The 23,817-nt window shown below is 73.1% G+C and carries 25 protein-coding genes; 14 read left to right on the top strand and 11 right to left on the bottom strand.

The features are described from left to right. Positions 1–136: 136 nt before the first annotated feature. Positions 137–556 (bottom strand): hypothetical protein, encoded by a 420-nt coding sequence (locus PZ894_RS19495; RefSeq protein ID WP_275747381.1) that lies wholly within the window; start codon positions 554–556, stop codon positions 137–139. A 176-nt stretch (positions 557–732) separates the two neighbouring features. Here PZ894_RS19495 and PZ894_RS19490 point away from each other — a divergent pair, with 176 nt between their 5' ends. Continuing rightward, positions 733–1,272 (top strand): hypothetical protein, encoded by a 540-nt coding sequence (locus PZ894_RS19490; protein ID WP_275747379.1) that lies wholly within the window; start codon positions 733–735, stop codon positions 1,270–1,272. Positions 1,273–1,274: 2 nt separating this feature from the next. Here the strand turns inward: PZ894_RS19490 and PZ894_RS19485 are convergent, their stop codons facing one another. Further along, the gene (locus PZ894_RS19485; RefSeq protein WP_275747377.1) at positions 1,275–1,634 is read right to left on the bottom strand and encodes a hypothetical protein; all 360 of its coding nucleotides are present in this window, start codon (positions 1,632–1,634) and stop codon (positions 1,275–1,277) included. 131 nt (positions 1,635–1,765) lie between these two features. Further along, positions 1,766–1,903 carry a hypothetical protein gene (locus tag PZ894_RS19480; protein ID WP_275747376.1) on the bottom strand — a complete coding sequence of 46 codons (138 nt, stop codon included), beginning with the start codon at positions 1,901–1,903 and terminating at the stop codon, positions 1,766–1,768. Between the two features lie 218 nt (positions 1,904–2,121). Between PZ894_RS19480 and PZ894_RS19475 the strand changes: the two genes are divergently transcribed. From PZ894_RS19475 to PZ894_RS19460, 4 genes are read left to right on the top strand one after another with little or no spacing between them, the layout of a single operon-like run. After that, positions 2,122–2,391 (top strand): hypothetical protein, encoded by a 270-nt coding sequence (locus tag PZ894_RS19475; RefSeq protein ID WP_275747374.1) that lies wholly within the window; start codon positions 2,122–2,124, stop codon positions 2,389–2,391. Between the two features lie 29 nt (positions 2,392–2,420). Further along, positions 2,421–3,104 carry a response regulator transcription factor gene (locus PZ894_RS19470; protein ID WP_275747372.1) on the top strand — a complete coding sequence of 228 codons (684 nt, stop codon included), beginning with the start codon at positions 2,421–2,423 and terminating at the stop codon, positions 3,102–3,104. 2 nt (positions 3,105–3,106) lie between these two features. Next, positions 3,107–4,801 (top strand): HAMP domain-containing sensor histidine kinase, encoded by a 1,695-nt coding sequence (locus tag PZ894_RS19465; RefSeq protein WP_275747370.1) that lies wholly within the window; start codon positions 3,107–3,109, stop codon positions 4,799–4,801. Positions 4,802–4,846: 45 nt separating this feature from the next. Then, positions 4,847–6,040, top strand: a complete 1,194-nt coding sequence (locus tag PZ894_RS19460; RefSeq protein WP_275747368.1) for a hypothetical protein — start codon at positions 4,847–4,849, stop codon at positions 6,038–6,040. On the opposite strand, the gene PZ894_RS19455 is transcribed toward PZ894_RS19460, so the two are convergent. Together PZ894_RS19455 and PZ894_RS19450 are read right to left on the bottom strand one after the other, a co-directional pair. After that, the gene (locus PZ894_RS19455) at positions 6,034–6,405 is read right to left on the bottom strand and encodes a VOC family protein (protein ID WP_275747367.1); all 372 of its coding nucleotides are present in this window, start codon (positions 6,403–6,405) and stop codon (positions 6,034–6,036) included. The two genes, PZ894_RS19460 and PZ894_RS19455, sit on opposite strands and share 7 nt — an antisense overlap. A 21-nt stretch (positions 6,406–6,426) precedes the next feature. Continuing rightward, positions 6,427–7,638 (bottom strand): protein O-GlcNAcase, encoded by a 1,212-nt coding sequence (locus tag PZ894_RS19450; RefSeq protein WP_275747366.1) that lies wholly within the window; start codon positions 7,636–7,638, stop codon positions 6,427–6,429. A 17-nt stretch (positions 7,639–7,655) separates the two neighbouring features. Here PZ894_RS19450 and PZ894_RS19445 point away from each other — a divergent pair, with 17 nt between their 5' ends. The 9 genes from PZ894_RS19445 (at position 7,656) to PZ894_RS19405 (ending at position 20,394) form a co-directional block, all read left to right on the top strand. Beyond that, entirely contained in the window at positions 7,656–9,485 is a 1,830-nt protein-coding gene (locus PZ894_RS19445; RefSeq protein WP_275747365.1) for an MBL fold metallo-hydrolase, read from the top strand. Further along, positions 9,482–10,495, top strand: coding sequence for a LacI family DNA-binding transcriptional regulator (locus PZ894_RS19440; protein ID WP_275747364.1), 1,014 nt, complete (start codon positions 9,482–9,484; stop codon positions 10,493–10,495). The genes PZ894_RS19445 and PZ894_RS19440 overlap by 4 nt, the downstream gene beginning before the upstream one ends. Before the next feature lie 217 nt (positions 10,496–10,712). Then, complete coding sequence (locus PZ894_RS19435) at positions 10,713–11,684, top strand: ROK family protein (RefSeq protein WP_275747363.1); 972 nt, start codon at positions 10,713–10,715, stop codon at positions 11,682–11,684. Next, complete coding sequence (locus tag PZ894_RS19430; protein WP_275747362.1) at positions 11,677–12,255, top strand: SIS domain-containing protein; 579 nt, start codon at positions 11,677–11,679, stop codon at positions 12,253–12,255. The genes PZ894_RS19435 and PZ894_RS19430 overlap by 8 nt, the downstream gene beginning before the upstream one ends. Beyond that, positions 12,256–14,871, top strand: a complete 2,616-nt coding sequence (locus tag PZ894_RS19425) for an alpha-mannosidase (protein WP_275747360.1) — start codon at positions 12,256–12,258, stop codon at positions 14,869–14,871. It abuts the gene before it with no gap. Continuing rightward, positions 14,864–16,669, top strand: coding sequence for a hypothetical protein (locus PZ894_RS19420; protein ID WP_275747358.1), 1,806 nt, complete (start codon positions 14,864–14,866; stop codon positions 16,667–16,669). The genes PZ894_RS19425 and PZ894_RS19420 overlap by 8 nt, the downstream gene beginning before the upstream one ends. A gap of 79 nt (positions 16,670–16,748) precedes the next feature. After that, positions 16,749–17,441: a hypothetical protein gene (locus tag PZ894_RS19415; RefSeq protein WP_275747357.1), complete on the top strand. Its 693-nt coding sequence runs from the start codon at positions 16,749–16,751 to the stop codon at positions 17,439–17,441. A 97-nt stretch (positions 17,442–17,538) separates the two neighbouring features. Next, positions 17,539–18,972 (top strand): PepSY domain-containing protein, encoded by a 1,434-nt coding sequence (locus PZ894_RS19410; RefSeq protein ID WP_275747356.1) that lies wholly within the window; start codon positions 17,539–17,541, stop codon positions 18,970–18,972. Positions 18,973–19,125: 153 nt separating this feature from the next. After that, complete coding sequence (locus tag PZ894_RS19405; protein ID WP_275747354.1) at positions 19,126–20,394, top strand: endonuclease/exonuclease/phosphatase family protein; 1,269 nt, start codon at positions 19,126–19,128, stop codon at positions 20,392–20,394. A 6-nt stretch (positions 20,395–20,400) separates the two neighbouring features. Here the strand turns inward: PZ894_RS19405 and PZ894_RS19400 are convergent, their stop codons facing one another. The 6 genes from PZ894_RS19400 to PZ894_RS19375 all read right to left on the bottom strand — a co-directional run bounded on the left by PZ894_RS19400 (position 20,401) and on the right by PZ894_RS19375 (position 23,708). Next, entirely contained in the window at positions 20,401–20,685 is a 285-nt protein-coding gene (locus PZ894_RS19400; protein WP_275747352.1) for a DUF3263 domain-containing protein, read from the bottom strand. A gap of 47 nt (positions 20,686–20,732) precedes the next feature. After that, positions 20,733–21,149, bottom strand: coding sequence for a TIGR03618 family F420-dependent PPOX class oxidoreductase (locus tag PZ894_RS19395; protein ID WP_275747350.1), 417 nt, complete (start codon positions 21,147–21,149; stop codon positions 20,733–20,735). Between the two features lie 51 nt (positions 21,150–21,200). Beyond that, positions 21,201–22,016, bottom strand: coding sequence for a twin-arginine translocase subunit TatC (tatC, locus tag PZ894_RS19390; protein WP_275747349.1), 816 nt, complete (start codon positions 22,014–22,016; stop codon positions 21,201–21,203). 3 nt (positions 22,017–22,019) lie between these two features. Beyond that, entirely contained in the window at positions 22,020–22,292 is a 273-nt protein-coding gene (gene tatA, locus PZ894_RS19385) for a twin-arginine translocase TatA/TatE family subunit (RefSeq protein WP_275747348.1), read from the bottom strand. Next, positions 22,289–22,594: a sec-independent translocase gene (locus PZ894_RS19380; protein ID WP_275747347.1), complete on the bottom strand. Its 306-nt coding sequence runs from the start codon at positions 22,592–22,594 to the stop codon at positions 22,289–22,291. The genes tatA and PZ894_RS19380 overlap by 4 nt, the downstream gene beginning before the upstream one ends. A 187-nt stretch (positions 22,595–22,781) precedes the next feature. Then, positions 22,782–23,708 carry a ferritin-like domain-containing protein gene (locus PZ894_RS19375; protein WP_275747346.1) on the bottom strand — a complete coding sequence of 309 codons (927 nt, stop codon included), beginning with the start codon at positions 23,706–23,708 and terminating at the stop codon, positions 22,782–22,784. Positions 23,709–23,817: the final 109 nt, after the last annotated feature.

Here is a 23,817-nt window from a genome sequence, read left to right as displayed (position 1 = left end):
GCGAGAATCGGTGAATGCAGGCTAGGCGTCGTGGAAAGTCGGTCTCCGGATCCGGGCTGCGTGAGCCGGACCCGGAGACTCCCAACCTGAGGCCAGCCTGCCCCTGTCGCCGCCCGGCGGCAAGACCCACGGCCCGTCAACTTCGGCGCAGGCGGATCTCCACCAGGTCCGCGAGCGCGATCGACTCCCCGTCCCGCGCTCCCTCACCGACCTGGAGTGGCGGTGCGGTGGGCTCGACCCGGACGGTCCGCCATCGTCCGAACCGCACCGGCGCCACCACGAGCTCGTAGTAGCGCCCGTCCGCATCCACCCCGACCGACCCGTCGTTGCGCAGGTACCACCCGCTAATCCCGGTCCGGTACCGGCGCCCGCCCGACCACGGCCGTGCCGTCAGCTCCTCGGTCGCGATGCCTGCGCGCCGCGCCTCGTCGACGAACCTGTCCAGCAGCACCTGTGCCTTCGCCGACTCCTGCGCGCGCTGGCGCCGCTGGGCCTCCCGGTGGGCGTCTGCTCGCTCGGCCCGCGCGGCCCGCCGGTCGTGCGGCTGTTCTGGCATCCGTCTCGCCCTTCGTCGTCGACTGCGCCACCGACGCCTGATGGAACCCCATTCTCGACGACGCCGTGCCGCATCGGGGCGGCCGGGTGTCTCGTCCGGGCACCGAAGATTGACCGTCGGCGCGGCGTGATCCACGCGGGGCGGGGGTACGGTTCCGGCAGGGAGCTGTGGTCGAGATGAACGCGGGTGCCGACGTACGAAGGGCCGAGGAGTGGGGTTCGCGGCCCACGCTGACCGTGTGGGCCTACGACTCGCCGATGGGTGCCGCCGCCGGTCATGTCCGGCTGCGTGAGCTGCAGCGTCGGGGGGCGGTCGCCGTCGAGGACGCGATCACGGTGACCTGGGTCCCCGGGACGCACCGTCCGCGCATCGGCCACCTCCGGGCGCCGTCGCCGCGCGGCGGCTGGGTGCTGGGCGCCCTCGTCGAGGTGCTGCTGCGCCCGACCTTCCGCGACCAGGTGCCGACGATGGCGGCCGCTCTCGAGGGCACCGGGGTCGACGAGCGCATCCTCGGGGAGCTGCGCGCGGCGATCGCGCCCGGCTGGTCGGTGCTGCTGGTCCTGTCGAGCGGCGCCGACCCCGACCTGGCCGGGGCCGCGATCCAGCGCGGCCTGGCCCGCGGGGACGTGACGATGACGTACGCCGTCCTCGCGGGCGACGCCGTCGAGCGCCTGCGCTCCCTGCGCCTCGACCCGCACTCGTCGCGCGGCGGGTGAGGTCAGTGCGGCACCGGCTCCGCCGCGGCAGGGTCCGCAGCCGCGACCAGGTGCGGACCGAGCCCGACCGCGGAGAGCGCGGCGTGCCCCGGCGTGTCGGGACGGCAGACGATCTGCAGCGTCTGGCCGTGGGCGGCCACGAGGTGCCGGACGCGGTCGATCAGCTGGATCGCCGAGCTGCTGAGGACGTCGACCTGGAGGATGTCGACGACGTGGATCCCCGGGGCACGACAGATGCAGCCGAGGACCGCGGTGCCGACGTGGGCGCAGCCGCGGGGATCGAGCTGTCCGCCGAGGAAGACCGTGCCGTGCGCCTCGTCGAGGTCCATCCAGAGATCGGCGGGGGTGGAGGTGAGAGTCATGGGGTGCTCGCTCGGGAGGCGACAGGGCCAGACCTCGTCCTTCCCGCTGTCACCCGGGGCACTCGTCCGCGAAGGTAAAACCGGGCCGGAGCCGGCCAGTTACCCGATCCGGATGAGTCGTGGCCGGTGCGTCACCGCCGGCGACGTCGCCTCGCCTCGTCGGCCAGGTCGCGCTCGATCCCCTCGGCTCGTCGCCTCTCGAACAGCAGGATCGCCACCACCACGCCGACCGTCACGACGATCATCACGACCAGCCCGAATGTCGTCATGCCGTCCGGTACCCACCGAGCCGCTGGCAACGCCGTCCGGCGCGCGGCACCCGCCGGGCGGTGCGGGTGGCGGTGGCTCAGGCTCGGTTCGGGTGGGGTGAAACCGAGCCGCAGCCACCGCCGGGCGGGACCGGCGGCGACCCCGGACGCCGGTGCATGACCTCCGCTGCGCGCGGACACCGCAGGGGGTGAGGGAATCGAGACATCGGGAGGCCGAGATGGGTGGGAAGCTGTCGTTCCTCGTCGGGATGGGAGTCGGCTACGTGCTGGGGGCGCGCGCCGGGCGGGGACGCTATGACCAGATCGCGGAGAAGGCGCAGGCCGCGTGGCGCGACCCCCGGGTCCAGGAGCGGGTCGGCCAGGCGCAGGGCCTGGCGAAGGAGAAGGCCGGCCAGGCGGCCCACGAGGTCGCCGACCGGGCCGGCCACGCCCAGCAGGCGCTGAGGGACAAGGTCGCGTCGTCGGAGGACGGCAGCACGTCGACCTGAGCAGGAGTCGCGCCACGTAGGGTCGCCCCGTGGCACGGATCCTGGTCGCCGAGGACGATCCCAAGCAGGCGGAGCTGATCCGGCGCTACGCGGTGGCCGAGGGCCACGACGTCACGGTCGTCTCCGACGGTCGCGCGGCGGTCGACGCGGTACGCCGCCGCGCGCCGGACCTGCTGGTCCTCGACGTGATGATGCCTCGGCTCGACGGCCTCGACGTGTGCCGGATCCTGCGGTCGGCTCCGGAGACCGAGACGGTGCCGATCCTGATGCTCACCGCGCGCGCCACCGAGGACGACCTGCTGGACGGACTCGACCTCGGTGCCGACGACTACCTGACCAAGCCCTACAGCCCGCGCGAGCTGATGGCGCGCTCCCGCTCGCTGCTGCGCCGGCACCGGGTGAGGACGAGCGGCCCCGCCCCGGCGGCGGTGCGTGCCGGGGCGCTGACGGTGTCGCCGGCGACGCACGAGGTGCGCTTCCGCGGGCAGGCGGTGGAGTGCACCCCGGGTGAGTTCCGGCTGCTCGAGACGCTGGTCGCCGAGCCCGGCCGCGTCTTCACCCGCGACCAGCTGCTCGCCGAGCTGCACGACCGCGCCGGCTGGAGCGGCAGTCGCACCGTCGACGTCCACGTCGCGAACCTCCGCAAGAAGCTCGACCCCGCGCTGATCCGCACGGTGCACGGCATCGGCTACTCGCTCTCGGTGTCGGACTGATCGTGGACGACGTGCGGGTGCCCTGGCGCCGCAGCCTTCTGGTGCGCCTGGTCGGCATCGGTGCCCTGATCGCGCTCCTGGCCGTCGTCGCGGCGACCTGGGCGACCGTGCGCGCGACGACCGTTGCCGTCCGCGAGTCCCAGCAGGACTCGCTGCACACCGACGCCCGGGTCTACGACGAGCTCGTCGGGTACGCCGCGACCCATGCGCGATGGACCGGGGCCGACAGCCTGGTCGTGCGGCTGGCGCGCGAGGCCGGGCGCCACCTCACGATCACCGACGAGGCCGGGCGGGTGCTGGTCGACTCCGAGGGCGACCGGGCCGCCCGGTCGCCGTCCCGGTCGCGGGCGACGGTCGACGCCTTCGCGATCGACCCGGTCCTCGCGACCGGCGCCGACCCCGAGGTGGCGCGTGTGGTCCCGGCGGCCGTCCCGGTCGAGTGCGCGCGATCGTCCGGGTGCCGGCTGTGGACGGTCGGACCGCCGGACCCGATGGACGCCCGCGTCGTACCCCTCGCGCTCGTCGAGCGGGGACCTCCGACCGAGGAGCTCGCCGCCAAGGTGCTGCCGCGGAGGTGGGCGGCGCTCCGCGAGGACGTCGACGCGTGCCTGGTCCGCGTCGGGCTGCCGCGGTCCCGCGACCTGACCGGCACGTTCGGCGTCGTCGTCGGCTTCCGGCAGCAGCACGGGGTGGTCGCGCGGTGCGCCGCCGACGCGCGCCGGGCCTGGTACGACGGGCACGTGGCAGCGCCGGCGCTGCTGTACATCGGCGACGAGGGGTCGGCCGACGTGTTCTGGGACCTGTCGACCGCCGGTCGGGTGCGCATCGCGCTGCTCGCCGGCGGCGTCCTGCTGGTGACCCTGCTGCTCTGCCTGCTGCTCGCGGGCAGCGTGGTGCGGCCGCTGCGCAGGATGGCGGCCGCCGCGCACCGGGCGGGGGACGGCGACCTCGACGCACGCGTCCCCGCCGGGCGCCGCGACGAGGTCGGGGAGGTCGCCCGGGCGTTCAACGAGATGGCCGACCGTCGTCAACAGCTCGAGGAGGCGCGACGACGACTGGTGAGCGACGTCTCCCACGAGCTGCGCACCCCGATCGCCAACGTGCGCGGATGGATCGAGGCGGCGGAGGACGGGCTCGTCGAGCCCGACGACCGGTTGCTCGCGAGCCTGCACGAGGAGACGCTGCTCCTGCAGCGGCTGGTCGACGACCTGCACGACCTCGCTCTCGGCGACGCCGGGGAGCTGCGGCTCGACGCGGTCGACGTCGACGTGGCCGACCTCCTCGACCAGGTCGCCGAGTCGTTCCGGGGTGCCAGCGGTGCGGCCGGCGTGGGCGTGCGGGTCGAGGTGGAGCCCGGCGCCCGGGTGCACGCCGACCCCGTGCGGCTGCGTCAGGCCGTCGGCAACCTGGTCGCCAACGCGCTGCGCCGCACCCGGGTCGGCGGGACCGTCACGCTGCGTGGTCGCACCGGGGTCCTCGAGGTCGTCGACACCGGTGAGGGGATCCCCGCCGACGACCTGCCGCACGTCTTCGACCGCTTCCGCCGCGCCGACCCCGCCCGGAGCCGCGCGACCGGCGGGAGTGGCCTCGGCCTCGCGATCGTCCGCCAGATCGCGGAGGCCCACGGCGGGACCGCCACGATCTCCAGCGCCGTCGGCGTCGGCACCTCGGTGCGGCTGGTCCTGTCGGGATCGTGACCTCCTCCTGACAGGTTCCTGACACGGGGGCGGCACCATGCCCGCATGACCAGGATCATGACCCTGCTGGCGGCGCTCGCCCTCGCCGCCGTGACGCTCGCCGTGCCGACGGCCGGTCCCGCGACGGGCTCGGACCCGGGGAGGGTGGACACGCGGGTGCAGGTCTACGACTACGACCTGGGCGACGACGCCTTCCGGGTGCCGGGCTTCCACGCGATGGACGCGCAGGGGATGCCGACGGACGACCTGGCGCCGATCGAGCTGAGGGGCCGCGTCTACGCACCCGCGCACGCCGCCGGCAGACGGCTGCCGGTCGTCGTGGTCGCCCACGGCCTCTTCTGGAGCTGCGCGGACAACACCACCGGCAGGACCAGCCAGGACTGGCCCTGTCGCGGCCGCCTCCACGGCATTCACAGCGAGCGCGGCTACGGCTACCTCGGCCGCTCGCTCGCCGCCCGCGGCATGGTCGTCGTGTCGATCAGCGCCAACGGCATCAACGCCGGCGAGCTCGGCGAGGTGGCGGACCGCGCCCGCGGCGTACTCGTCTATGAACACCTGCGGCTGTGGCAGCGGCTGGTCGACGACGGCGCGGGCCCGCTCGTCGGCGCCTTCACCGACGTGGCGACCGGCCGCGCGGCGTCGCCCGACCTCCGCGGTGCGGCCGACTTCCGCGACGTCGGCCTCCTCGGTCACTCCCGCGGCGGCCGCGGGATGATGTGGGCCGCCGCCGACTCGCATCGGCACCGCGTGCCCGCGGGCGTCCGCTTCCGGGCGGTCCTCGGTCTGGCCGCGGCGGAGCCGCCGTTCCTCGACCACGGCACGCGCCGGCTGAAGGTCACGAAGGTGCCGCTGCTGAGCTGGATCGGTGGCTGCGACGCGACCGGCGACGACTCCTACAACCGCCTGGCCAGGCGCGGCGACAACCCGGTCAACATCGCGATCACCGTGCACGGCGCCAACCACAACAACCTCAACTCGCGGTGGGCCGAGCACAGCGGACTGGCCGGGGCCGAGGACGACGCGATGCACCCGCGCGGTCGATCGGAGAGGTGCTACGCCTGGGACCCCGACGACCTGCAGGACACCCTCGGCTACTACGCCGAGCGGCGGGTCGCGCGGGCCTATGTGACCGCATTCTTCGCCCGCTACCTGCAGGGCGACCGGTCCGTCGACGACGTGCTGGCCGGCGAGCGGCTGCCGGCGCGGAAGGTCACCCGGGTCGACGTCGAGCGCTACTGATCGACCTGGGTCCCGACGCGGACGAGGTTGCCGCTGCGGTCGACGACGGCGAACTCGCGCATGCCGTAGTCGGTCGTCGTCGGGGGTACGACCCGGCTGCCGGTCGGCGGGTCCGGCACGACGGCCTCGGCCCAGGCGGAGTGCAGGGCGTCGGCGTCGTCGACGTACAGGTAGCAGCTCGCCGCCGTGCTCAGCGGGTCGACCTCGGGCATCGAGAAGAAGTGCAGCCAGAGGTCGCCGCGGGCGAGGATCAGGTAGTCCCACTCCTCGGGCGGGGCGCCCCGGTTGTCGAAGCCCAGCGCCTCGTAGAAGGCGAGCGTCTCGCGCAGGTCACGGCTCGGCAGGATCGGGACGCTGCTCTCCATGACGAGATCCTAGTCTCCGACTCAGGACACGAGGCGCGACCGGACGTAGGGCGCGACGACCGAGCGCAGCACGTCGGCGTCGCCGGACTCCGCCTCGGCGAGCGCGTCGCGGGCGGTGTCGAGGTCGCCGGTCGCGGCGGCGATCCCGGCCCGGGCCATCGCGCGGCCGGCGCGCACCCACGCGGCGAGCTCGTCGGCGAGCGGGTGGTCGAGGTCGGGCAGGTCCGCGAGGGGGCGCAGGGCGGCGACGAGGCCGTCGGCGTCGCCCGCCGCGACGAGGTCGTCCAGCCACGGGGCGGGGGAGGCCGAGGGCGGCCACGACGAGCAGACCTCGACGAGCGGCACCAGCTCCGGCGGGACGAGCGCCTTCAGGGCCCGCTCATGGGCCGCGCGGGCGTCGTACGCCGCGGGGTCGGCGGCGTACTCCGCCACGGTCGCGAGCGCGATCCGGGACGCGCGCGGCTGCACCATCGGGTTGGCCATGATGCCGGCGAGGACGCCGTGCTCGAAGCCGGTGGGCCGGTCGACGAGCGGGCCCAGGAACACCCGCTTCGGGTCGAAGTCGTTGACCGGGAAGTTGTCCCACAGCGCCAGCGGCCGCCCGAACGCCGCGTGCGCGGTCCGGACGTCGTCGTCGCTGATCGCACCGACCACGATGTCGGACCCGGTCCAGAAGACGAGGGTGTGGTCGGGCAGGTGCGCCCCGAAGCCGGTGCGGTACGCCGAGGTCTGATTGCCGGCGTAGTCGGTCGGCACGACGAAGAAGGGCGACTCCCGCGTCGGCGCGGCGCTGCGTGGCACCAGGAAGCCGTCGACGAAGCGCGCGCCGACCCGGGCGTGCGCCGCACCGTCGGCCGCGGGGTCGTCGGTGTAGTCGATGTCGTCGAAGAAGAGAGCGAACCGGCGTACGCCGATCTCCCACAGCTGCGCGGCCTTCGCGTGCAGCGTCTCCTGTTCGGCGGGGTCGTCCCAGCGCATCGACAGGCCGGGATGGATCGCGAAGACGAAGGTGACGCCCACCGACCCGGCGTGCGCCACGAGCGACGCCAGCCGGTCGAGCTCGGCCGGCGGGTAGGGGTCGCGCCAGCGCGCCCGGTGCCACGGGTCGTCCTTGGGGCCGTAGACGTAGGTGTCGAGACCCACCCCGGCGCAGAAGGAGAGGTGCGCGAGGCGCTCCTCGTGGCTCCACGGCGGCCCGTAGAAGCCCTCCACAGTGGCCCGCAGCACCGGCATTGTGGGAACGTTACCTCATGGTCGACGAGCTGGCCCCCGGGCTGTTCCGCGTCCGGGACACCGTCGCCGTCTACGTCGTGAGGTCGCCCGACGGGACCGGGATCGCGATCGACTTCGGGTCCGGCGCGGTGCTCGACCAGCTCGGCGAGATGGGGGTCGACCGGCTGACCCACGTGCTGATGACACACCACCACCGCGACCAGGCGCAGGGGCTCGCGCGCGCGGTCGACGCGGGCGTCGAGATCATCGTCCCGCCGGTCGAGCAGGACCTCTTCGCCCGCGTCGACCGGATGTGGGAGCGGCGGCAGATCGTCGAGGACTACAACCTGCGCGAGGACCGGTTCTCGATCCTCGAGCCGGTGCCGGTCGACGGACTCGCGCAGGAGTACCGCTCCGCGCCGTACGGCGGGGTCGAGGTGCTCGCGCTGCCGACGCCGGGCCACACGCCGGGGTCGGTGACCTACGTCGTGCAGGTCGGCGACCTGCGGGTCGGATTCACCGGGGACCTCGTCTACGCGCCCGGCAAGGTCTGGTCGCTCGCGGCGATGCAGTGGTCCTACACCGAGACCGAGGGTCCGGCGATGACGGTGCTCTCCGCGATCCAGCTGCAGGAGCAGGGGCTCGACCTGCTGTGCCCGTCGCACGGCGAGCCGATGGCCGATCCGGTCGGAGCGCTGCAGGCCCTCGAGACGACCATGCAGCGGTACGTCGACTCGCGACGCCCCGACCCGTGGGACCTGCGCGGCCGGCTGGAGGACCCCTTCGAGGTGCTCACGCCCCACCTGCTGCGCAACCGGAGCAGCCTCTCCTACTCCTACGTGCTGGTCTCGGAGTCCGGCGCGGCGCTGGTCTTCGACTTCGGGTTCGACCAGACCACCGGGTTGCCGTCCGGCTTCGACCGCGCGGCCCGGCGGCCGTGGCTCGCCTCGCTGCCGGCGCTCCGGCGCGACCACGGGGTCACGCACGTCGAGGTCGCGATCCCCACGCACTACCACGACGACCACGTGGCCGGGATGCCGCTGCTGCGCGACGTCGAGGGCACCGAGATCTGGACACCCGCACACATCGCGCCGGTCCTGGCGACGCCGCTGCACCACGACCTGCCGTGCACGTGGTTCGACCCGATCCCGAGCGACGTCGTGCTCGAGGTCGGCGGCACGGTGCGGTGGCGGGAGTACGACATCACCGTCCACGACCTGCCCGGCCACACCCTGTTCGCGGCGGCGTACGAGCTCGTCGTCGACGGCGTCCGGGTCCTGGTCACCGGTGACCAGCAGGACGGCTCGTGGGTGCCGGACGAGCGCCAGGAGACGCTCAACTACCAGTACCGCAACCGGTTCCGGGTCGAGGACTTCCGCAAGAGCGCGGCCCTCTACGCCCGGCTGCGGCCCGAGCTGATGGTGAGCGGACACTGGCGGCCGCGGTGGGTCGACGACGCCTATCTCGCGATGCTCGCACGCCGTGGCGAGGAGGTGGTCGAGCTGCACGACCTGCTGCTGCCCGACGAGCTCGATCTCGGCGCCGACAGCATCCTGGCGCGGCTGACGCCGTACTACTCCCTGGTCGAGCCGGGGCGCGAGCTGCGGCTGACGGTCGAGGTGCGAAACCCGTTCGATCGCGACGTTCTGGCGGAGATCGAGCCGGTGAACCCCTACGGTTGGGACAGCTCGGGGCGGGTGCGCCGACAGCTGCCCGCAGGAGGGACGGAGCACGTGGAAGTGACGATCGTCGTCGACGGTCCGCCGCGCAGGCGGGCCCGGGTCGCCGTGGACCTGACCATCGGCGGGCTGCGCCTGGGCCAGCACGCCGAGGCGCTCCTCGACGTCGTGCCGGAGCCCATCCGATGAGCGAGGTGGCCCGGCGCGCGACGCTGCGCGACGTCGCCGAGACCGCCGGCGTCTCGCGGTCGACGGCGTCGCGGGCGCTCTCGGGGCGGGGGTACGTCGCGGAGCCGGTGCGCAAGAAGGTGCTGCGCACCGCGGAGAAGCTCGGCTACGTCCCCGACGTGATGGCCCGCAACCTCAAGCAGCAGGTGAGCCGGTCGATCGGCATCCTCGTCACCGACCTGCGCAACCAGTTCTACGCCGACCTCGCGGCCGGGGCGAGCCAGCAGGCGCGGTTGAGCGGCTACACCACGATGCTCGTCGACGACGGGCTCTCGTCGGCGGCCGACGACGCGGCGATCGCCGAGGCGTTCGTGGCGCTGCGCGTGGGCGGGGTGATCCTGACGCCGACCTCGGCGGCCGTGCCGGAGTACCTCGCCCGCCACCGGGTCCCGATCGTCGAGGTCGACCGGCAGTTCACCCCCGACGGGAGCGACGGTGTCGTCGTCGACAACGCCGCCGGCGCCCGCGCCGCCACCGAGCACCTGCTCGAGCTCGGCCACCGACGGATCGCGCTCTTCATCGACGAGACGGACTGGACGACCGGCCGCGGACGCTACGACGGCTACGTCGCGGCGCTCGGCGCGGCGGGTGTCGCCGTCGATCCGGACCTGGTCGTCGCGACCGGCTGGGACGTCGAGGGCTCGCGCGCCCGCGCCGTGCAGATGCTCGGCGGACGGTCGCGGCCGACGGCGGTGTTCGCGGCCAACAACGTGCTGGCCGAGGGCGCGTGGCGCGCGATCGCCGAGCTCGGACTCTCGGTGCCCGGCGACATCAGCCTGGTCGCCTTCGACGACGCGCCCTGGATGAGCATGGTGACCCCCGGCGTGACCGCGGTCGCCCAGGACTCCGTCGAGATGGGCGCGGCCGCCGTACGCCGCCTGCTCGCCCGTCTCGAGGACCCCGTCGGCGCCCCGCAGACCACCATCCTCGACGCCACCCTCCGCACCCGCGGCTCCACCGGCCCGCTCTGAGCCCGTCCGTCGGGATAGTCCGCCACCTTCCGGTGGGTGGGAGCGCTCCCCGACAGCCAGATCGTGACGGACTATCCCGGCCGCGGGGCTCTGCACACGTTCCCATATTTCGCCGCGAGTGTGTTGACCCCCGTGACCCACGCCACCTAGGATCCATGTGGGATCGATGCCACAGGCAAACGATCCCACACTCGGATCAGGGACACCGGAGGAACTCATGCAGCAGGCGTTCCCGCCTGACGCCCCGCCCGTGCTCGCGCTGGACGTCGGGGGTACCAAGCTCGCGGTGGCGGTCGTGACCGCGGACGGGACGACGCACGGCTGGCAGCTTGCGCCCACCCGGCGCGAGGAGGGCCCGGAGGCCGTGCTCAAGCGGCTCTTCGAGCTCGGCCACACGGCGATCGAGGCCGCGGGGACCGGCCCGGTCGCCGCCGTCGGCATCTCCTGCGGCGGACCACTGGACTCCGCCGCAGGAGTGCTGGAGTGCCCGCCGCACCTGCCCGGCTGGGTCGACGTGCCGATCGGTGCTCTCGCGACCGAGGCGTTCGGCGCGCCGGCGCACCTGGAGAACGACGCCACGGCCGGCGCCCGCGCCGAGCACCTCTTCGGCGCCGGCGCCGGAGTGGGCACGATGGTCTACCTGACGGTCTCGACCGGCATCGGCGGCGGCGCGGTCATCGACGGCCGTCTGCACCACGGCTCGGCCGGCAACGGCGGCGAGTTCGGCCACGTCATGGTCGAGCGCGGCGGACGTCCGTGCTCCTGCGGCCGGCGTGGCTGCGTCGAGGCCTACGCCTCCGGCAGCTCGATCGCCGAGCGCGCGCAGGAGGCCGTCGTCGACGTGACCGACTCGGCGCTCGCCCGGCTCGACCGGGTCACGGCGGCCGACGTCTCGCGAGCCGCGGCCCAGGGCGACCCGCTCGCCCGCCGGATCTGGACCGAGACCACCGACGCGCTCGGCAGCGCGATCACCGACCTGGTCAACGTCTTCGAGCCCGAGCTGGTGGTGCTCGGCGGCGGCGTCACCCGGTCCGGCTCGATGCTGCTGGACCCGATCCGCACCCAGGTGCGTCGCGACGCGATGGGTCCCGCGGCCCGTACGGCGAGGATCGAGCTGGCCCGCCTCGGAGACGCGGTCTGCGTCGTCGGCGCGGGCGCCGTCGCCCTGGAGCAGGTGTCCCGTGGCTGACTGGATGCACGCGCACGTCGCGGACCACATCGGCGTCGCCACCGCCCTCCTCGACCTCGTGCCCGAGGTCGACCGCGTCGGCGAGGAGCTGATCGCCGCGCTCGCCGCCGGCGGCACGCTCTGGACGATGGGCAACGGCGGCAGCGCGGCCGACGCGCAGCACTTCACCGGCGAGGTGGTCGGCCACTACAAGCGCGACCGCCGGCCGCTGCCGGCGGTGACGCTGTCCACCGACGCCACCGTCATGACCTGCATCGGAAACGACTACTCCTTCGACGACGTCTTCGCCCGACAGGTCGAGGCGCTGGCCCGGCCCGGCGACGTCGTCTGCGTCTTCACCACCAGCGGCAATTCCGCCAACGTCGTCGCCGCGCTGGTCGCCGCCCGCGCGAAGGGCGCCCGGACGCTGCTCTTCGGCGGCGGCACCGGAGGGAAGTGCCGAGAGTACGCCGACCTCGCGCTCGTCGTACCGTCGTCGGCGACGCCGCGCATCCAGGAGATGCACACGCTGATGATGCACGTGATCAGTGAGAAGATCGACGCCTGGGCCGCCGAGGAGGACCCGATCTAGATGGACGAGCCGGACCGCCCCGCACCCATCGCCAACGCACCGTCGGGCGCCCAGCCCAAGGACCTCCCGCCGACGCCGCGGCCGACCTCGACACCCGACCGCACGCTGCACATGGTCGGCAACGCCCACCTCGACCCGGTGTGGCTGTGGCCGTGGCAGGAGGGCTACCAGGAGGCGCGGGCGACCTTCTGGTCGGCGATCGAGCGTATGGAGGAGTACGACGACTTCGTCTTCACCTGCGACCAGATCGTGCTGCTGTCGTGGGTCGAGGAGTCCGACCCCGCGCTCTTCGCGCGGATCCGGGAATGGGTCGCGGAGGGCCGCTGGGTCAACACCGGCGGCTGGTGGGTCGAGCCCGACTGCAACATGCCGTCGGGGGAGTCCTTCGTCCGCCAGGGCCTGGTCGGTCAGCGCTACCTGCGCTCCCGCTTCGGCAGGACCGCCACCGTCGGCATGAACGTCGACCCGTTCGGCCACAACGTGATGCTCCCGCAGATCCTGCGCGGCCAGGTCATGGACTCCTACTGCTTCCTGCGCCCGGGACCCCACGAGAGCGACCTCGACGACACGCTCTTCTGGTGGGAGGCGCCCGACGGCAGCCGGGTCCTCGCCTACCGCATCCCGTTCGAGTACTGCTCGCCGCCGGGCGAGGTCGCCGGTCAGACCGAGAAGTCGCTCGGCCAGCTCGACCGCTCGCTCGACACGCTGATGGTCTTCTACGGGGTCGGCAACCACGGCGGCGGCCCGACCAAGGCCAACATCGAGTCCATCCACCGCTACGACCGGATGGGCTCCTTCGGAAGGATGCGCATGTCCTCTCCCCGCGACTACTTCGACGAGGTCGCGGCCCGCCTCGGCGAGGACGGCCTCGCGCAGCTGACCGTGCGCCGCGACGACCTCCAGCACCATGCGGCCGGCTGCTACTCCTCCCACTCCGGCATCAAGGCGTGGCAGCGACGCGCCCAGGCCGCCGTGCTCTCGGCCGAGCGCTGGGCGGCGATCACCGCCCGCGACGGCCTGACGGCGTACCCCCACGACGACCTCGACCGCGCCTGGAAGCAGGTGCTCTTCAACCAGTTCCACGACGTGCTGCCGGGCTCGGCCATCGAGTCGGCGTACGACGACGCGCGCGACCAGCTCGGCGAGTCGGTCGCGATCGCGAAGCGGATCATCACCCGCTCGCAGAACGTGATCGCCCGCGACGTCGCCGTCGACACGGACACGGCCACCTCGCCGGTGATCGTCTTCAACCCGCACCCGTGGCCCGTCACCGCGCACGTCGAGATGCAGTACGGCGTGGCACCGACGGGGGTCCACGTCGTCGACGACGCCGGCGCGCTGGTGCCGTCGCAGCGGATCCAGTCGGTCGCGACGACCGACGACAAGGGACGCGGCGCGACCGCGTTCAAGGCCGAGGTGCCCGCGCTCGGCTACCGGCTCTTCCGGATGGTGCGCGGTCAGCAGCCGGCCGACCTGCCTTGGTCGAACGGCGAGCCGGGCCGGCTCACCGCCACCGAGACGTCGCTGGAGAACGCCGTCCTGCGCGTCGAGATCGACAAGAGGACCGGGTGGCTCTCGAGCCTCCTCGACAAGCGCACCGGCGTCGACGTCGTCAAGGGTGCGCGCGGTCAGCACACCCAGATCTGCGACGACCCGACCGACACCTGGGGCCACCGGGTGCTCTCCTACGACTGGCCCGGCGAGCCGATGCGCACCACGCGGACCATCCTCCGCGAGGACGGCCAGCTGCGCGCCCGGCTGCGCATCGAGCGCGAGTGGGGCCGCTCGACGATGGTCGAGGAGCTGATCCTCGGCGAGGACGGCGACCAGGTCGAGGTGCGCGTCACGATCGACTGGCGCGAGCAGGCACACCTGATGAAGCTGCGCTTCCCGGTCGCGATCGACGACCCCGTCGCGACGTACGAGATCCCGTTCGGCACCCTCGAGCGACCGGTCGACGGTGCGGAGGAGCCCGCGCAGTCGTGGGTCGACCTCTCCGGCACGGTCGACGGGCGCCCCGCCGGCCTCGCGGTCGTCAACGACGCCAAGCACGGGTACGACGTGGCGCCGGCCGACGACGACCGCAGCGCCAGCATCGGCATCACCGCCGTGCGCAGCCCGGTCTACTCGTGGCACGACCCGCGGCTGCTCGACCCCGAGGGGTTCTACTCCTTCCAGGACCAGGGCAGCCAGACGTGGCGCTACCTGCTCGTCCCGCACGCCGGAGACTGGCGCGCGGCGGGCCTGCACCGGCGCGCCGCCGAGCTCGGCGGTCCCGTGCGGGCGATGCAGGAGAGCTTCCACGACGGCCCGCGGCCCGCGGCGTACTCGTTCCTCGCCGACGGCGGCGGGCAGGTCATGGTCACCGCCGTGAAGCAGCACGAGGACGACGACGACCTGGTCGTGCGCGCGGTCGAGATGTCGGGTCGCCCGGCGACGGCGGTCCTCGACCTGCCCGTCGCCGGCATCCGGGTCGAGACCGACTTCGGCCCCAGCCAGATCCGCACCTTCCGGATCCCGCGCGCGGACCCCACGGACGTCGTCGAGGTGAACCTCGTCGAGGACGACCTCGACGAGCCGACCGCGTCGATCACGGTGACCCCTCTCGATGGTTGAGGTCCGCGCGCCCGGGCTCGAGGTCGACCGGGCGTGGGGCCCGACGTACCCCTCCGGCCGGCGCGAGCTGACGATCACCGTCACCAACGCCGGCGACACGCCGGTGGTGGCCAGCGTCGAGGTCACCGCGTCGGTGCCCGCCGCCGACCCGTGGTGGCTGATGCCCGGCCTCTTCTACGGCGAGAACCGGCCCGCCGAGTGCTTCCGGATCTTCCCGCGGTTCGAGGCCGGCGCCGACCGGCCCGACGAGATGGTCAGCGACCACTGGGAGTTCCGGGCCGACCGCGCGGCCACGCCCGCGTCGTTCGTCTGGGGCGACGACGGCGGCATCGCGCTCATCGGCGACGAGACGACCGCCGTGGGCATCACGGGCCTGTCCCTCGATCACCGGGACGGCAGGGCGCGGGTCGGGCTGCGGTTCCCGTTCGCCGAGGCCCCGATGACCTACTACGGCTCGGCCGAGCCGCGGCCGGCCCAGGCGGCGTCGTACGCCTGGCGTCCGGGGGAGCGCCAGACGTTCACCATCGGGGTCGCGGAGCTGTCGTCCGACCGTCACGACTACGCCGCGCTGCTCCGCGAGGACTGGTCGTTGCGGGTGGCCGGCGCCCCGGTCTCCCCGTGGGTCGACGCGGCGACGGCCGCCGAGGTCGCCGCCGAGGGGCTGCACCGCTGGCACTACGACCCCGATCCCGGCGTCCTGCTCGAGACGGTCGGCTTCGACCGCGAGGTGTCCGGCCGGGACGGGCGGAGCGTCGACCGGCAGGCGATGCACGTCGGCTGGGTCAGCGGCATCCCGTGGGCCTATGCGCTGCTGCGACACGGGCGCCGCCTCGGCAACGATGCCTACGTCGCGGCCGCCGAGCGCGTCGTCGACCTGATCTGCGACAACCCCGCGCCCTGCGGCACCTTCTGGGGCACGTGGTACCGGGAGCGCGGCTGGTCGCAGAGCTGGACGCCGATCGAGGGCGGCCTGCACGCCCGCACGCTCGGCGAGGCCACGCTGTTCCTCGGGCGGGCGCTGGCGCTGGAGCCCAGGCCGGGCTGGGAGCGGGCCCACCGCGCCAACCTCGACGCGGTCGTCGCCCGCCAGCGCGACGACGGCAACCTCGGCTCGGTGCACGACGCCCACACCGGCGAGGTCGTCTCGTGGGCCGGCGCCTCGGGGCTGATGTTCGGCGCCGCCCTCGCGGAGTCCGGGGACGACGCCTACCTCGCCGCCGCCGAGCGGGCCGGCGACTACTACGCGCGCTTCGTGCTCGACGAGTGCGTCTACGGTGCGCCCGAGGACGTCGACCTCGCGCCCACGTCGGAGGACGGCTACTGCGCGCTGATGGCCTACCTCGCGCTGTGGCGGCGCACCGGCGCGGAGCGCTGGCTCGACCTCGCCCGCCGCTCGGCCGACTGGCTGCTGACCTTCCGCTACAGCTACAACGTCGAGTTCCCGGAGCGCACGCCGCTCGCGACGTACGGCTTCGCGACCCGCGGCAGCGACCAGGCCTCGCCGTCCAACCAGCACGTCCACGCCTACGGCCTCGTGTGCACCGACGAGATGCTCGCGCTCTCCGAGGCGCTCGACGACCCGTTCTACGCCGAGCGCGCGCACGAGGCGCTCGCCTGCTTCCGGCAGCTGGTGCCGGTCGCCGACGGCCAGGTCAACGGATACCGCGGCATGATCACCGAGCGCTACTACCAGACCGAGTGCTTCCAGCCGAAGGGCATGTACCTCACGCTCTCCCACGCCTGGAGCGCCGGGGTGCTGCTGCTCGGCTGCGAGCAGGCGCTCGCCCGCGCCGACTGACCACGGGCGGTCAGGCGGGGAATGGCCGGTCGCTGCGCCGGCACGGTCCCCGCCGCCGGCCCGTGGGACACTGTCGGCCATGACGACCAGGGTGGATGCCGCCGTGCTGTGGGCACGCGCCGTCCTCCTCGGTGTCGTCGCGTTCTTCCTCGGCGTGGTCGGCCACGTCACGGCCGACGGCCTGCTGCCGGGGCCGGCGTTCCTCGTCGTCCTGCTGCTGATGTCGGTGGCGCTCAGCGCGCCGATGCTCACCCGGCAGGCGACGCCTCTGCGCCTGGTGGCGCTGCTCGTCGGCGGACAGACCGTCATCCACCTGGTGCTGACGGTCACGGCCGGCCACGCGGGTGACCGCGCCGCCGCCGGTCCCACCCCGCGCCCGGCCGCGCTCGACGCGCTGCCCGTGGTCGACGGCCACCGCGTCGGCTCGCTCCAGGACGCCTACGACGGCGCCACCCATCAGGCGGGCGGTCTCGCGCCGAGCCTGCCGATCGGCCACCTCGTCGAGGACCTGGCCGCCCACGCGCCGATGATGGCCGCGCACCTCGCGGCGGCCGCGCTCGTCGGGCTCTGGCTCGCGTACGGCGAGCGCTGCCTCTTCACGCTCCTCGCGCTCGGCGGGCGCCGCGTGCTCGCGATCGCCCTGGTGCTCCGTCCGGTCGTCCTGCCGCCGCGGATCACCGCCGTCGGCGCCCGGCGGGCGCCGGCGGGCCCCCGCTCGGTCTGGCTGGTCCGGCCCGACTCGCGTCGCGGGCCTCCTCTCCTCGCAGCCTGACCAGCCCATCCCCGCGCCGGACCCGTCCTGGGTCCCGGCGCACTGGTGCACCCCCACCTGCCCGGGGCGCACCGTCACGCCTTCGAGGAGATCTCCCATGACCGACGTCGTCGCGCCCCGGCGCGAGACCGCCGACCCACCCCGGCGGCCCGCCACGTCCGGCGGAGGATGGTTCCGCGCCGTCTGGCGCTGGCACTTCTTCGCCAGCTTCCTGGTCGTCCCCGTGCTGCTGCTGCTCGCGGTGACCGGCCTGATCTACCTGTTCCGCTTCCAGCTCGAGCCGCTGCTGCACCCCGACCTGATGAAGGCCGACGCTTCCGACGGCGCCGTCGCGCAGCCGTACCTGCAACAGCTCGCGGTCGTGGAGTCGGCGTACCCCGGCTCCACCGCGGTCTCGCTCGCCGAGCCGCGCGACGACGGCGCCCCGACGATCGTCTCGATCGTGACCGCGGCCGGTGCGGGTCGCGACGTCTACGTGAGTCCCTACGGCCCGGAGGTGCTCGGCTCGCTCGATCCGGACACCACGCTCTCGGGCACCGCGATCCGCCTCCACGCCGACCTGATGACGGGGAGCAGGTGGGGCGGCTACCTCATCGAGCTCGCCGCCTGCTGGGCGCTGGTGATGGCGATCACCGGCTACTACCTCTTCGTCCGCGGCTGGCGCGCCCGGCGGCGCGCCCGCCGGGCCGACCGCACCGGCGCCCGGCTGCGCTGGCGCCACGGCCTGGTCGGTGCCGTCGCCGGCGTCGGCCTGCTGGGGCTGCTGGTCAGCGGCCTGCCGTGGACGGACTTCTGGGGGGCGAAGGTGCAGACCCTCGCCACCGACCGCGGCACGTCGATGTGGAGCACCGACCCGGGCGCGATCAGCAACCCGACCTCCACGCTCGACGAGTCGCTGCCGCACAGCCACCTGCAGGACGTCCCCTGGGCGCAGCAGGAGTCGGAGGTGCCGACCTCGGACCCGCCGGCGGACGACGAGCGCAGCGTCGCGAACGTCGACACCGCCGTCGAGGTCGCCGACCGGGCCGGGCTGCGACACCCGTTCACGATCGCGCTGCCGCCCGCCGACGACGAGGGCGGTGTCTACTCCGTGATCGGCTACGCGTTCGACGCGCCGTCCGACGAGCGCACCGTCCACGTGGACCGGTACGGCGGCGAGGTGGTCTCGACGTACGGCTTCGACGACTACCCGCTGCTCGCCAAGGTCGTCTCGCAGGGCATCGGGCTGCACGAGGGCCGCAGCCTCGGGCTGTGGTCCTTCTGGGGGTCCGCGCTGATGTGCCTGGCGATCATCTTCATGTGCGTGAGCGGTCCGCTCATGTGGTGGCGGCGCCGGCCCCGGGGCAAGGCCTCCCTGGGCGCCCCACGGGGACGGCTGCCGCTCCGGGCCACGCCCGTGCTCGCGGTGCTGCTGGTCGCGCTCGGCGTCCTGCTGCCGTTCTTCGGGCTCTCGCTCCTGGTGGTCCTCGCGCTCGACCAGCTGTTGCTGCGCCGGATCGCTCCGCTCGGGCGCTGGTTCGGCACCGCTTAGGTCCGTCTCCCTCCGGCCGATCGGCTACGAGGTGGCTCCTGCGCGTCCGGGCGCCGGGGCCACCTCGTTCAACCGGGAGAACCGTTCCGAAATTCAGCGGATCGGGTACCACCTCCCTAGCCTGTGCCGTACCCAACTCGAGGGAGAGTCTCCGTGCACCGTGCCGCCACCCGAGTCCTGGCCGCCGCCGTCCTGGCGCTGTCCGCTCTCGTCGCGACGTCCGCCTCCACGGGGGCCGCGACCCCCGCGCCCGCGCACGCGCGGAAGTTCGACCCGCTGCAGGTGCGCGTCGGCACCTACAACGTGATCTCGCGCGCCACGGTCGACACGTTCCAGAAGGTCGTCACCCAGCTCAAGGGCGCGGCCCCGGGGCCCTCGCCGTACGTCGACGTGCTCGGTCTCCAGGAGATCGGCATGAACGACAAGAACAAGTGGCTCATCGCCGACGCCGACTGGGGCTACTACCGGCCGCCGCAGCTGCAGCAGAACCCGGTGATCTGGGACCGTCGCCAGCTCGACTTCGTCTCGGGCCGGGGCGTCAAGCTCTCCGACGGCCACACGATCGAGGGACGCAACGGCGGTGGTCCCGAGGCCAAGACCCCCAACTGGGCCACGGTCGTGCGCCTCTTCCACCGCGCGAGCGGCCAGCAGCTGAGCTTCATCAACGTCCACCTGCTGACCGGCACGGTCAAGGGCGGCAAGTTCGTCCCCGGTCGGCCGGAGGCGAAGAAGATGTACCGCCGGCAGCTGCGCAAGGCGATCAGCACCGCCCGCTACGAGCAGCGCAAGAGTGACCAGGTCTACGTCCTGGGCGACTTCAACTCCGGCTACGAGGAGGACATCCGCGAGCACAAGAAGCAGCTCCCGGTCCGGCAGTTCAAGAAGCGGCTCGACTTCACGTCGATGTGGGCGAGCAGTCCGCTGCTGAGGAAGAAGTACGGCACCCACAGCAACGCGCTGATCGACCAGATCTGGAACTCCTCGTCCCCGGTCGCGACCCAGATCCTGAGGAACATCAAGGGCTCCGACCACCGGCCCGCGGTCGGCACCTACCAGCTGCCCACGCCGGACCCGGCGTACGTCGCGCCGCTCGGATCGATCGGGTTCGCCGCTGCCCCGCCGCTGCGCGACGAGTACACCAAGCGCGCCGGCAAGTTCGTCGAGATCCCCTTGCAGGGCGACTTCTCCCACGGGTTCGCCTCGGTCGCCGTGGTCGGCGGCACGGCGGTCCAGGGCCAGGACTTCTACATCGACCCGTCGTCGTTCCTGCCGGGATCGCGCACGATCTACGTGAAGATCAACAAGGACGGCGCCACGGAGGGCGACGAGACCTACGTCCTCGGCATCGTCGACCCGGTCAACATGCAGGTGATCTCCGGTGCGGAGACCGTCACGGGCGTGATCGAGGGCAACAAGTCCTGACCGTCGTCACTGCGCGAGCCGCCGGGCGCTGCGCTCCTCCTGGCGCGCGGCCCGGCGGCGCCGGAGTCGGCGGACGAGGCGAGGCGCGTGCGCCTCGGCGGCGGGCAGGTCGATGAGCCGGTTGAGCAGCTGGTGGTAGCCCGTCGGCGTCAGCTCGAACCGCGCGCGGACGGCCTCGTCCTTCGCTCCTGCGTGGGCGACCCAGTCCGCCTCGAACGCCAGGATCTCCCGGTCGAGGTCGCTGAGCCCGTCGCCGTCGTGGTGCGCTGGTGCAGAAGGCTGGCCGGACATGGATCCAAGCCTGACATCTCGCCGACGACCGTCCGAATCCGGGCCCGTCACCCGGTCGTCGTGAGCGCCGCGGACACGAGGAAGCGCTCGACCTCGATCCGCAGTGCCACCCGGGTCGGGTTCGGCCGCGGCCGCTTGTAGCGGGCGGCGTACCGCTCCTCGGCGCGGCGCACTGAGGACCCGTCGCCGAGCACCCGGGCGGTGCCCTCGAGCGTCGACCAGCGCCGACCGTCGACCTGACAGGCCGCGACCCGGGCGTCGGCGGCCGCGTGCGCGGCCTTCAGCGAGCCGCCGTCGGTGATCACCCACGCGCAGCGCTCCTCGAGGTCGAGCGCCACCCCGACCGGTGCGACGTGCGGGCGGCCGTCCGCGCGCAGGGTCGTCAACGTGCACAGGTGCCGCTCGGTCCAGAACTCCAGGAGCGGGGGCGGGAAGTCCGCCCAGCCGGGCTGCCACGAGGTCACGGGCACATGCTGACAGGTCCGGACGGCGCGCGGACAGGCGCCCGCACGACGTCAGACCTCGTCGAGCACCCGGCGCCGGCGGGAGCGGTCGACCAGACGGGCGATCACCTCGGCGACCAGGAAGAGCGCGAGCATCGGCACGGCCAGCATGACCATCGAGAAGGGATCGGTGGACGGCGTCGCGACGGCCGCGAAGACGAACGTCCCGAGCACGATCCAGGGTCGGTGGCGACCCAGGGCGCGCCCGGACACCACGCCGGCGAGGTTGAGCAGGATCACGAAGAGCGGGATCTCGAAGGCGATGCCGAAGACCAGCAGCATCCGGGTCAGGAATCCGAAGTAGTCGTTGAACTCGACGAGGTTCTCCAGGCCGGCCGGCGTGAACCCGATCAGCACCTCGAGCCCCTTCGGGAGCACGTAGTAGCCGGTCGCGACGCCGAGAAGGAACAGGGGGCCCGCCACGGCGGTGAAGATCCGGGTCCACCTCCGCTCGCCGGCGTGCAGGCCGGGCACGATGAACGCCCAGACCTGGTAGAGCCAGTACGGGCTGGACGCGACGATCGCGGCGACCCCGCAGAGCTTGAGCTGGAGCATCAGCGGACCGGTCGCGCCGGCGACGTAGGCCTGCGTCGAGGTGCGCTCGCCGAGCATCGCCCGCGCGTCGTTGTAGGGGTGCAGGACCAGGTCGAGCAACTGGTCGTAGAAGAAGAGCGCGAGCCCGAAGGCCACCACGAGGCACAGCGCGGAGCGCAGCAGCCGCGCGCGCAGCTCACGGAGGTGGTCGGAGACCGCCATCCGGCCGTCCGCGCCCATCTGGTGGCGCGGCCGGCCGGACAGGAGCCCGATGCCTCCGGAGATCGCGGACACGGATCAGCCCACCGGTCCGCGGTCGGTACGACGGGGCTCGGCCAGGATTTCGGCGTCGGAGCCGGCGGAGCCACCCGCGGCGTCGGCGCTGGCGGCACTGTCCGCGCTGTCGGAGCCGTCGGTCAGGCTCCTGGTCTCGTCCTTGAAGATGCGCAGCGCGCGGCCGCTGCCCCGGGCCAGCTCCGGCAGCTTGGTCGCGCCGAAGAGCAGGACCAGGACGGCCAGGATGATGAGCAGTTCGGTGGCGCCGAGGCCACCGATGAAGAGGGGGTTCATGGGTTTCTCGCAATCGGTCGGGTGGCGGGGGAGTCGGTGGCCGGATCGTCGTCCTCCTCCTCCCACGCCGCGGTCACGTGCCGGCGGACGACGGCGCGCGGGTCGAGGTCGCGCAGCTCGAGGTCGGCGTACTCCGGCCCGAGCTGGGTGCGCAGCTCGTCGCGGGCGCCGTCGGCGAGCCGCCTGACGGAGCGGATCATCCGCGCGAGCTGGCGGGCGAGCTCGGGCAGCTTGTCGGGGCCGAGCACGAACACGCCGACGAACGCCAGGACCGCGAGCTCGGGTAGGCCGATGCCGAACATGGCTCCGCCTCCTTCCGGGTGAAGCCGATGAGGCGGCCGGCCGGGTGACCGGCCGCCTCCCGGGTGCGCCTCAGCGGACGCGCGTGATCCGCTGGCGGCGCGGGTGGACGACCAGCCATGCCGCACGCGTCATGACGAGCGTCAGCACGAGCACGGAGAGCAGCTGTTGCCACATCATGGCCGGCTCCTACTTGCCACCGCTGACGGCGAGCGCGCCGTTGACGCCGTGCGGGTAGAAGCCGCCCTTCCGGGACTTCTTCGGCGTCAGGTAGACGACGTTGAGCACGCGGTCCGGTGTGCGGCCGTAGGCGATGGCGTGCTTGTCGGCCGGGACCAGGTTGGCCCGGCCGGCCTTGCGCACCACGCCCTGGTCGTCGTTGCTCCTGCCGTCGAGCGAGTCGCGGGCCTTGCTGATCTTGTTCGCCGCCGCGCCGAGGTCCTTGTCGTAGAGCGAGCTGCGGACCACGCCGGCGTGGTAGGCCTCGACGGCCATGATGCCGGCGGCGGCGTCCAGGTAGGTCTTGTTGTCGATCAGCGGGGCAGCGCCCTTGTATGCCGTCACGCCGACGTCCTCGAAGATGAACGCCGCGAGGAGGAAGTTGTCCTCGCTGGCGAACGGGTCGAACGTCTCGGACTTGCCGATCAGGCCGGCCGCCTGCGCGGCAGCCGTGAAGCTGTGCTTCAGGTCGATCTGCGGGCGCGCGACCTTGGCACCGCCGAGCGCCTTGCGCAGGAACTTCACGTGGTCGACCTCGTCGTGGGCGATCTCCTTCGCCATGTGCTCGATCTTGCGGCTGGCGAAGTGGACCTTGCGCCCGCCGACGACCCCGCCGTGCCGGCCGCGGCCGGAGGTGAGCTTGCCGTCGAGCCCGTGGCCCAGGGCGGCGTGCGAGTAGAACTCGGCCTCGAGGTACTCCAGGTTGAGGGCGAAGTTCAGGATCGTCCCGTCGCTGGGGCCCGCGGCCATCGCCGGCGAGACGCCGACGCCCGTGAGCGCCGCACCTCCCACTGCCCCGAGACCCGCGACTCCGGCGGACTTCAGGAAGAGCCGACGGTCGGTCTCGCTCTCCGCGCTGCGGTTGATCATGTCGCGAACGACAGTCTTTCCGAACATGTCATCTCCTACCGATGTTGATGTGCTTTCGCCGCGCGCGTCGCAGGAATTGCCAGGCAATTCGCGAATGCGCGTCGCGGGTGCTGCTGACTCGGGGAGACCTCCACCT

The sequence above is a fragment of the Nocardioides sp. YIM 152315 genome (assembly GCF_029210375.1).
GTDB lineage: Bacteria > Actinomycetota > Actinomycetes > Propionibacteriales > Nocardioidaceae > Nocardioides.
This window is presented reverse-complemented; position numbering and strand designations above follow the sequence as displayed.

Bases quoted from the DNA above. Each gene is read 5' to 3' on its own strand.
- PZ894_RS19455 (WP_275747367.1), bottom strand. From the start codon at position 6,405: ATGGAGAGCAGCGTCCCGATCCTGCCGAGCCGTGACCTGCGCGAGACG.
- PZ894_RS19485 (WP_275747377.1), bottom strand. From the start codon at position 1,634: ATGACTCTCACCTCCACCCCCGCCGATCTCTGGATGGACCTCGACGAG.
- PZ894_RS19460 (WP_275747368.1), top strand. From the start codon at position 4,847: ATGACCAGGATCATGACCCTGCTGGCGGCGCTCGCCCTCGCCGCCGTG.
- PZ894_RS19400 (WP_275747352.1), bottom strand. From the start codon at position 20,685: ATGTCCGGCCAGCCTTCTGCACCAGCGCACCACGACGGCGACGGGCTC.
- PZ894_RS19490 (WP_275747379.1), top strand. From the start codon at position 733: ATGAACGCGGGTGCCGACGTACGAAGGGCCGAGGAGTGGGGTTCGCGG.
- PZ894_RS19480 (WP_275747376.1), bottom strand. From the start codon at position 1,903: ATGACGACATTCGGGCTGGTCGTGATGATCGTCGTGACGGTCGGCGTG.
- PZ894_RS19435 (WP_275747363.1), top strand. From the start codon at position 10,713: ATGCAGCAGGCGTTCCCGCCTGACGCCCCGCCCGTGCTCGCGCTGGAC.
- PZ894_RS19450 (WP_275747366.1), bottom strand. From the start codon at position 7,638: ATGCCGGTGCTGCGGGCCACTGTGGAGGGCTTCTACGGGCCGCCGTGG.
- PZ894_RS19410 (WP_275747356.1), top strand. From the start codon at position 17,539: ATGACCGACGTCGTCGCGCCCCGGCGCGAGACCGCCGACCCACCCCGG.
- PZ894_RS19495 (WP_275747381.1), bottom strand. From the start codon at position 556: ATGCCAGAACAGCCGCACGACCGGCGGGCCGCGCGGGCCGAGCGAGCA.
- PZ894_RS19380 (WP_275747347.1), bottom strand. From the start codon at position 22,594: ATGTTCGGCATCGGCCTACCCGAGCTCGCGGTCCTGGCGTTCGTCGGC.
- tatA (WP_275747348.1), bottom strand. From the start codon at position 22,292: ATGAACCCCCTCTTCATCGGTGGCCTCGGCGCCACCGAACTGCTCATC.
- PZ894_RS19420 (WP_275747358.1), top strand. From the start codon at position 14,864: ATGGTTGAGGTCCGCGCGCCCGGGCTCGAGGTCGACCGGGCGTGGGGC.
- PZ894_RS19415 (WP_275747357.1), top strand. From the start codon at position 16,749: ATGACGACCAGGGTGGATGCCGCCGTGCTGTGGGCACGCGCCGTCCTC.
- PZ894_RS19425 (WP_275747360.1), top strand. From the start codon at position 12,256: ATGGACGAGCCGGACCGCCCCGCACCCATCGCCAACGCACCGTCGGGC.
- PZ894_RS19440 (WP_275747364.1), top strand. From the start codon at position 9,482: ATGAGCGAGGTGGCCCGGCGCGCGACGCTGCGCGACGTCGCCGAGACC.
- PZ894_RS19445 (WP_275747365.1), top strand. From the start codon at position 7,656: ATGGTCGACGAGCTGGCCCCCGGGCTGTTCCGCGTCCGGGACACCGTC.
- PZ894_RS19375 (WP_275747346.1), bottom strand. From the start codon at position 23,708: ATGTTCGGAAAGACTGTCGTTCGCGACATGATCAACCGCAGCGCGGAG.
- PZ894_RS19475 (WP_275747374.1), top strand. From the start codon at position 2,122: ATGGGTGGGAAGCTGTCGTTCCTCGTCGGGATGGGAGTCGGCTACGTG.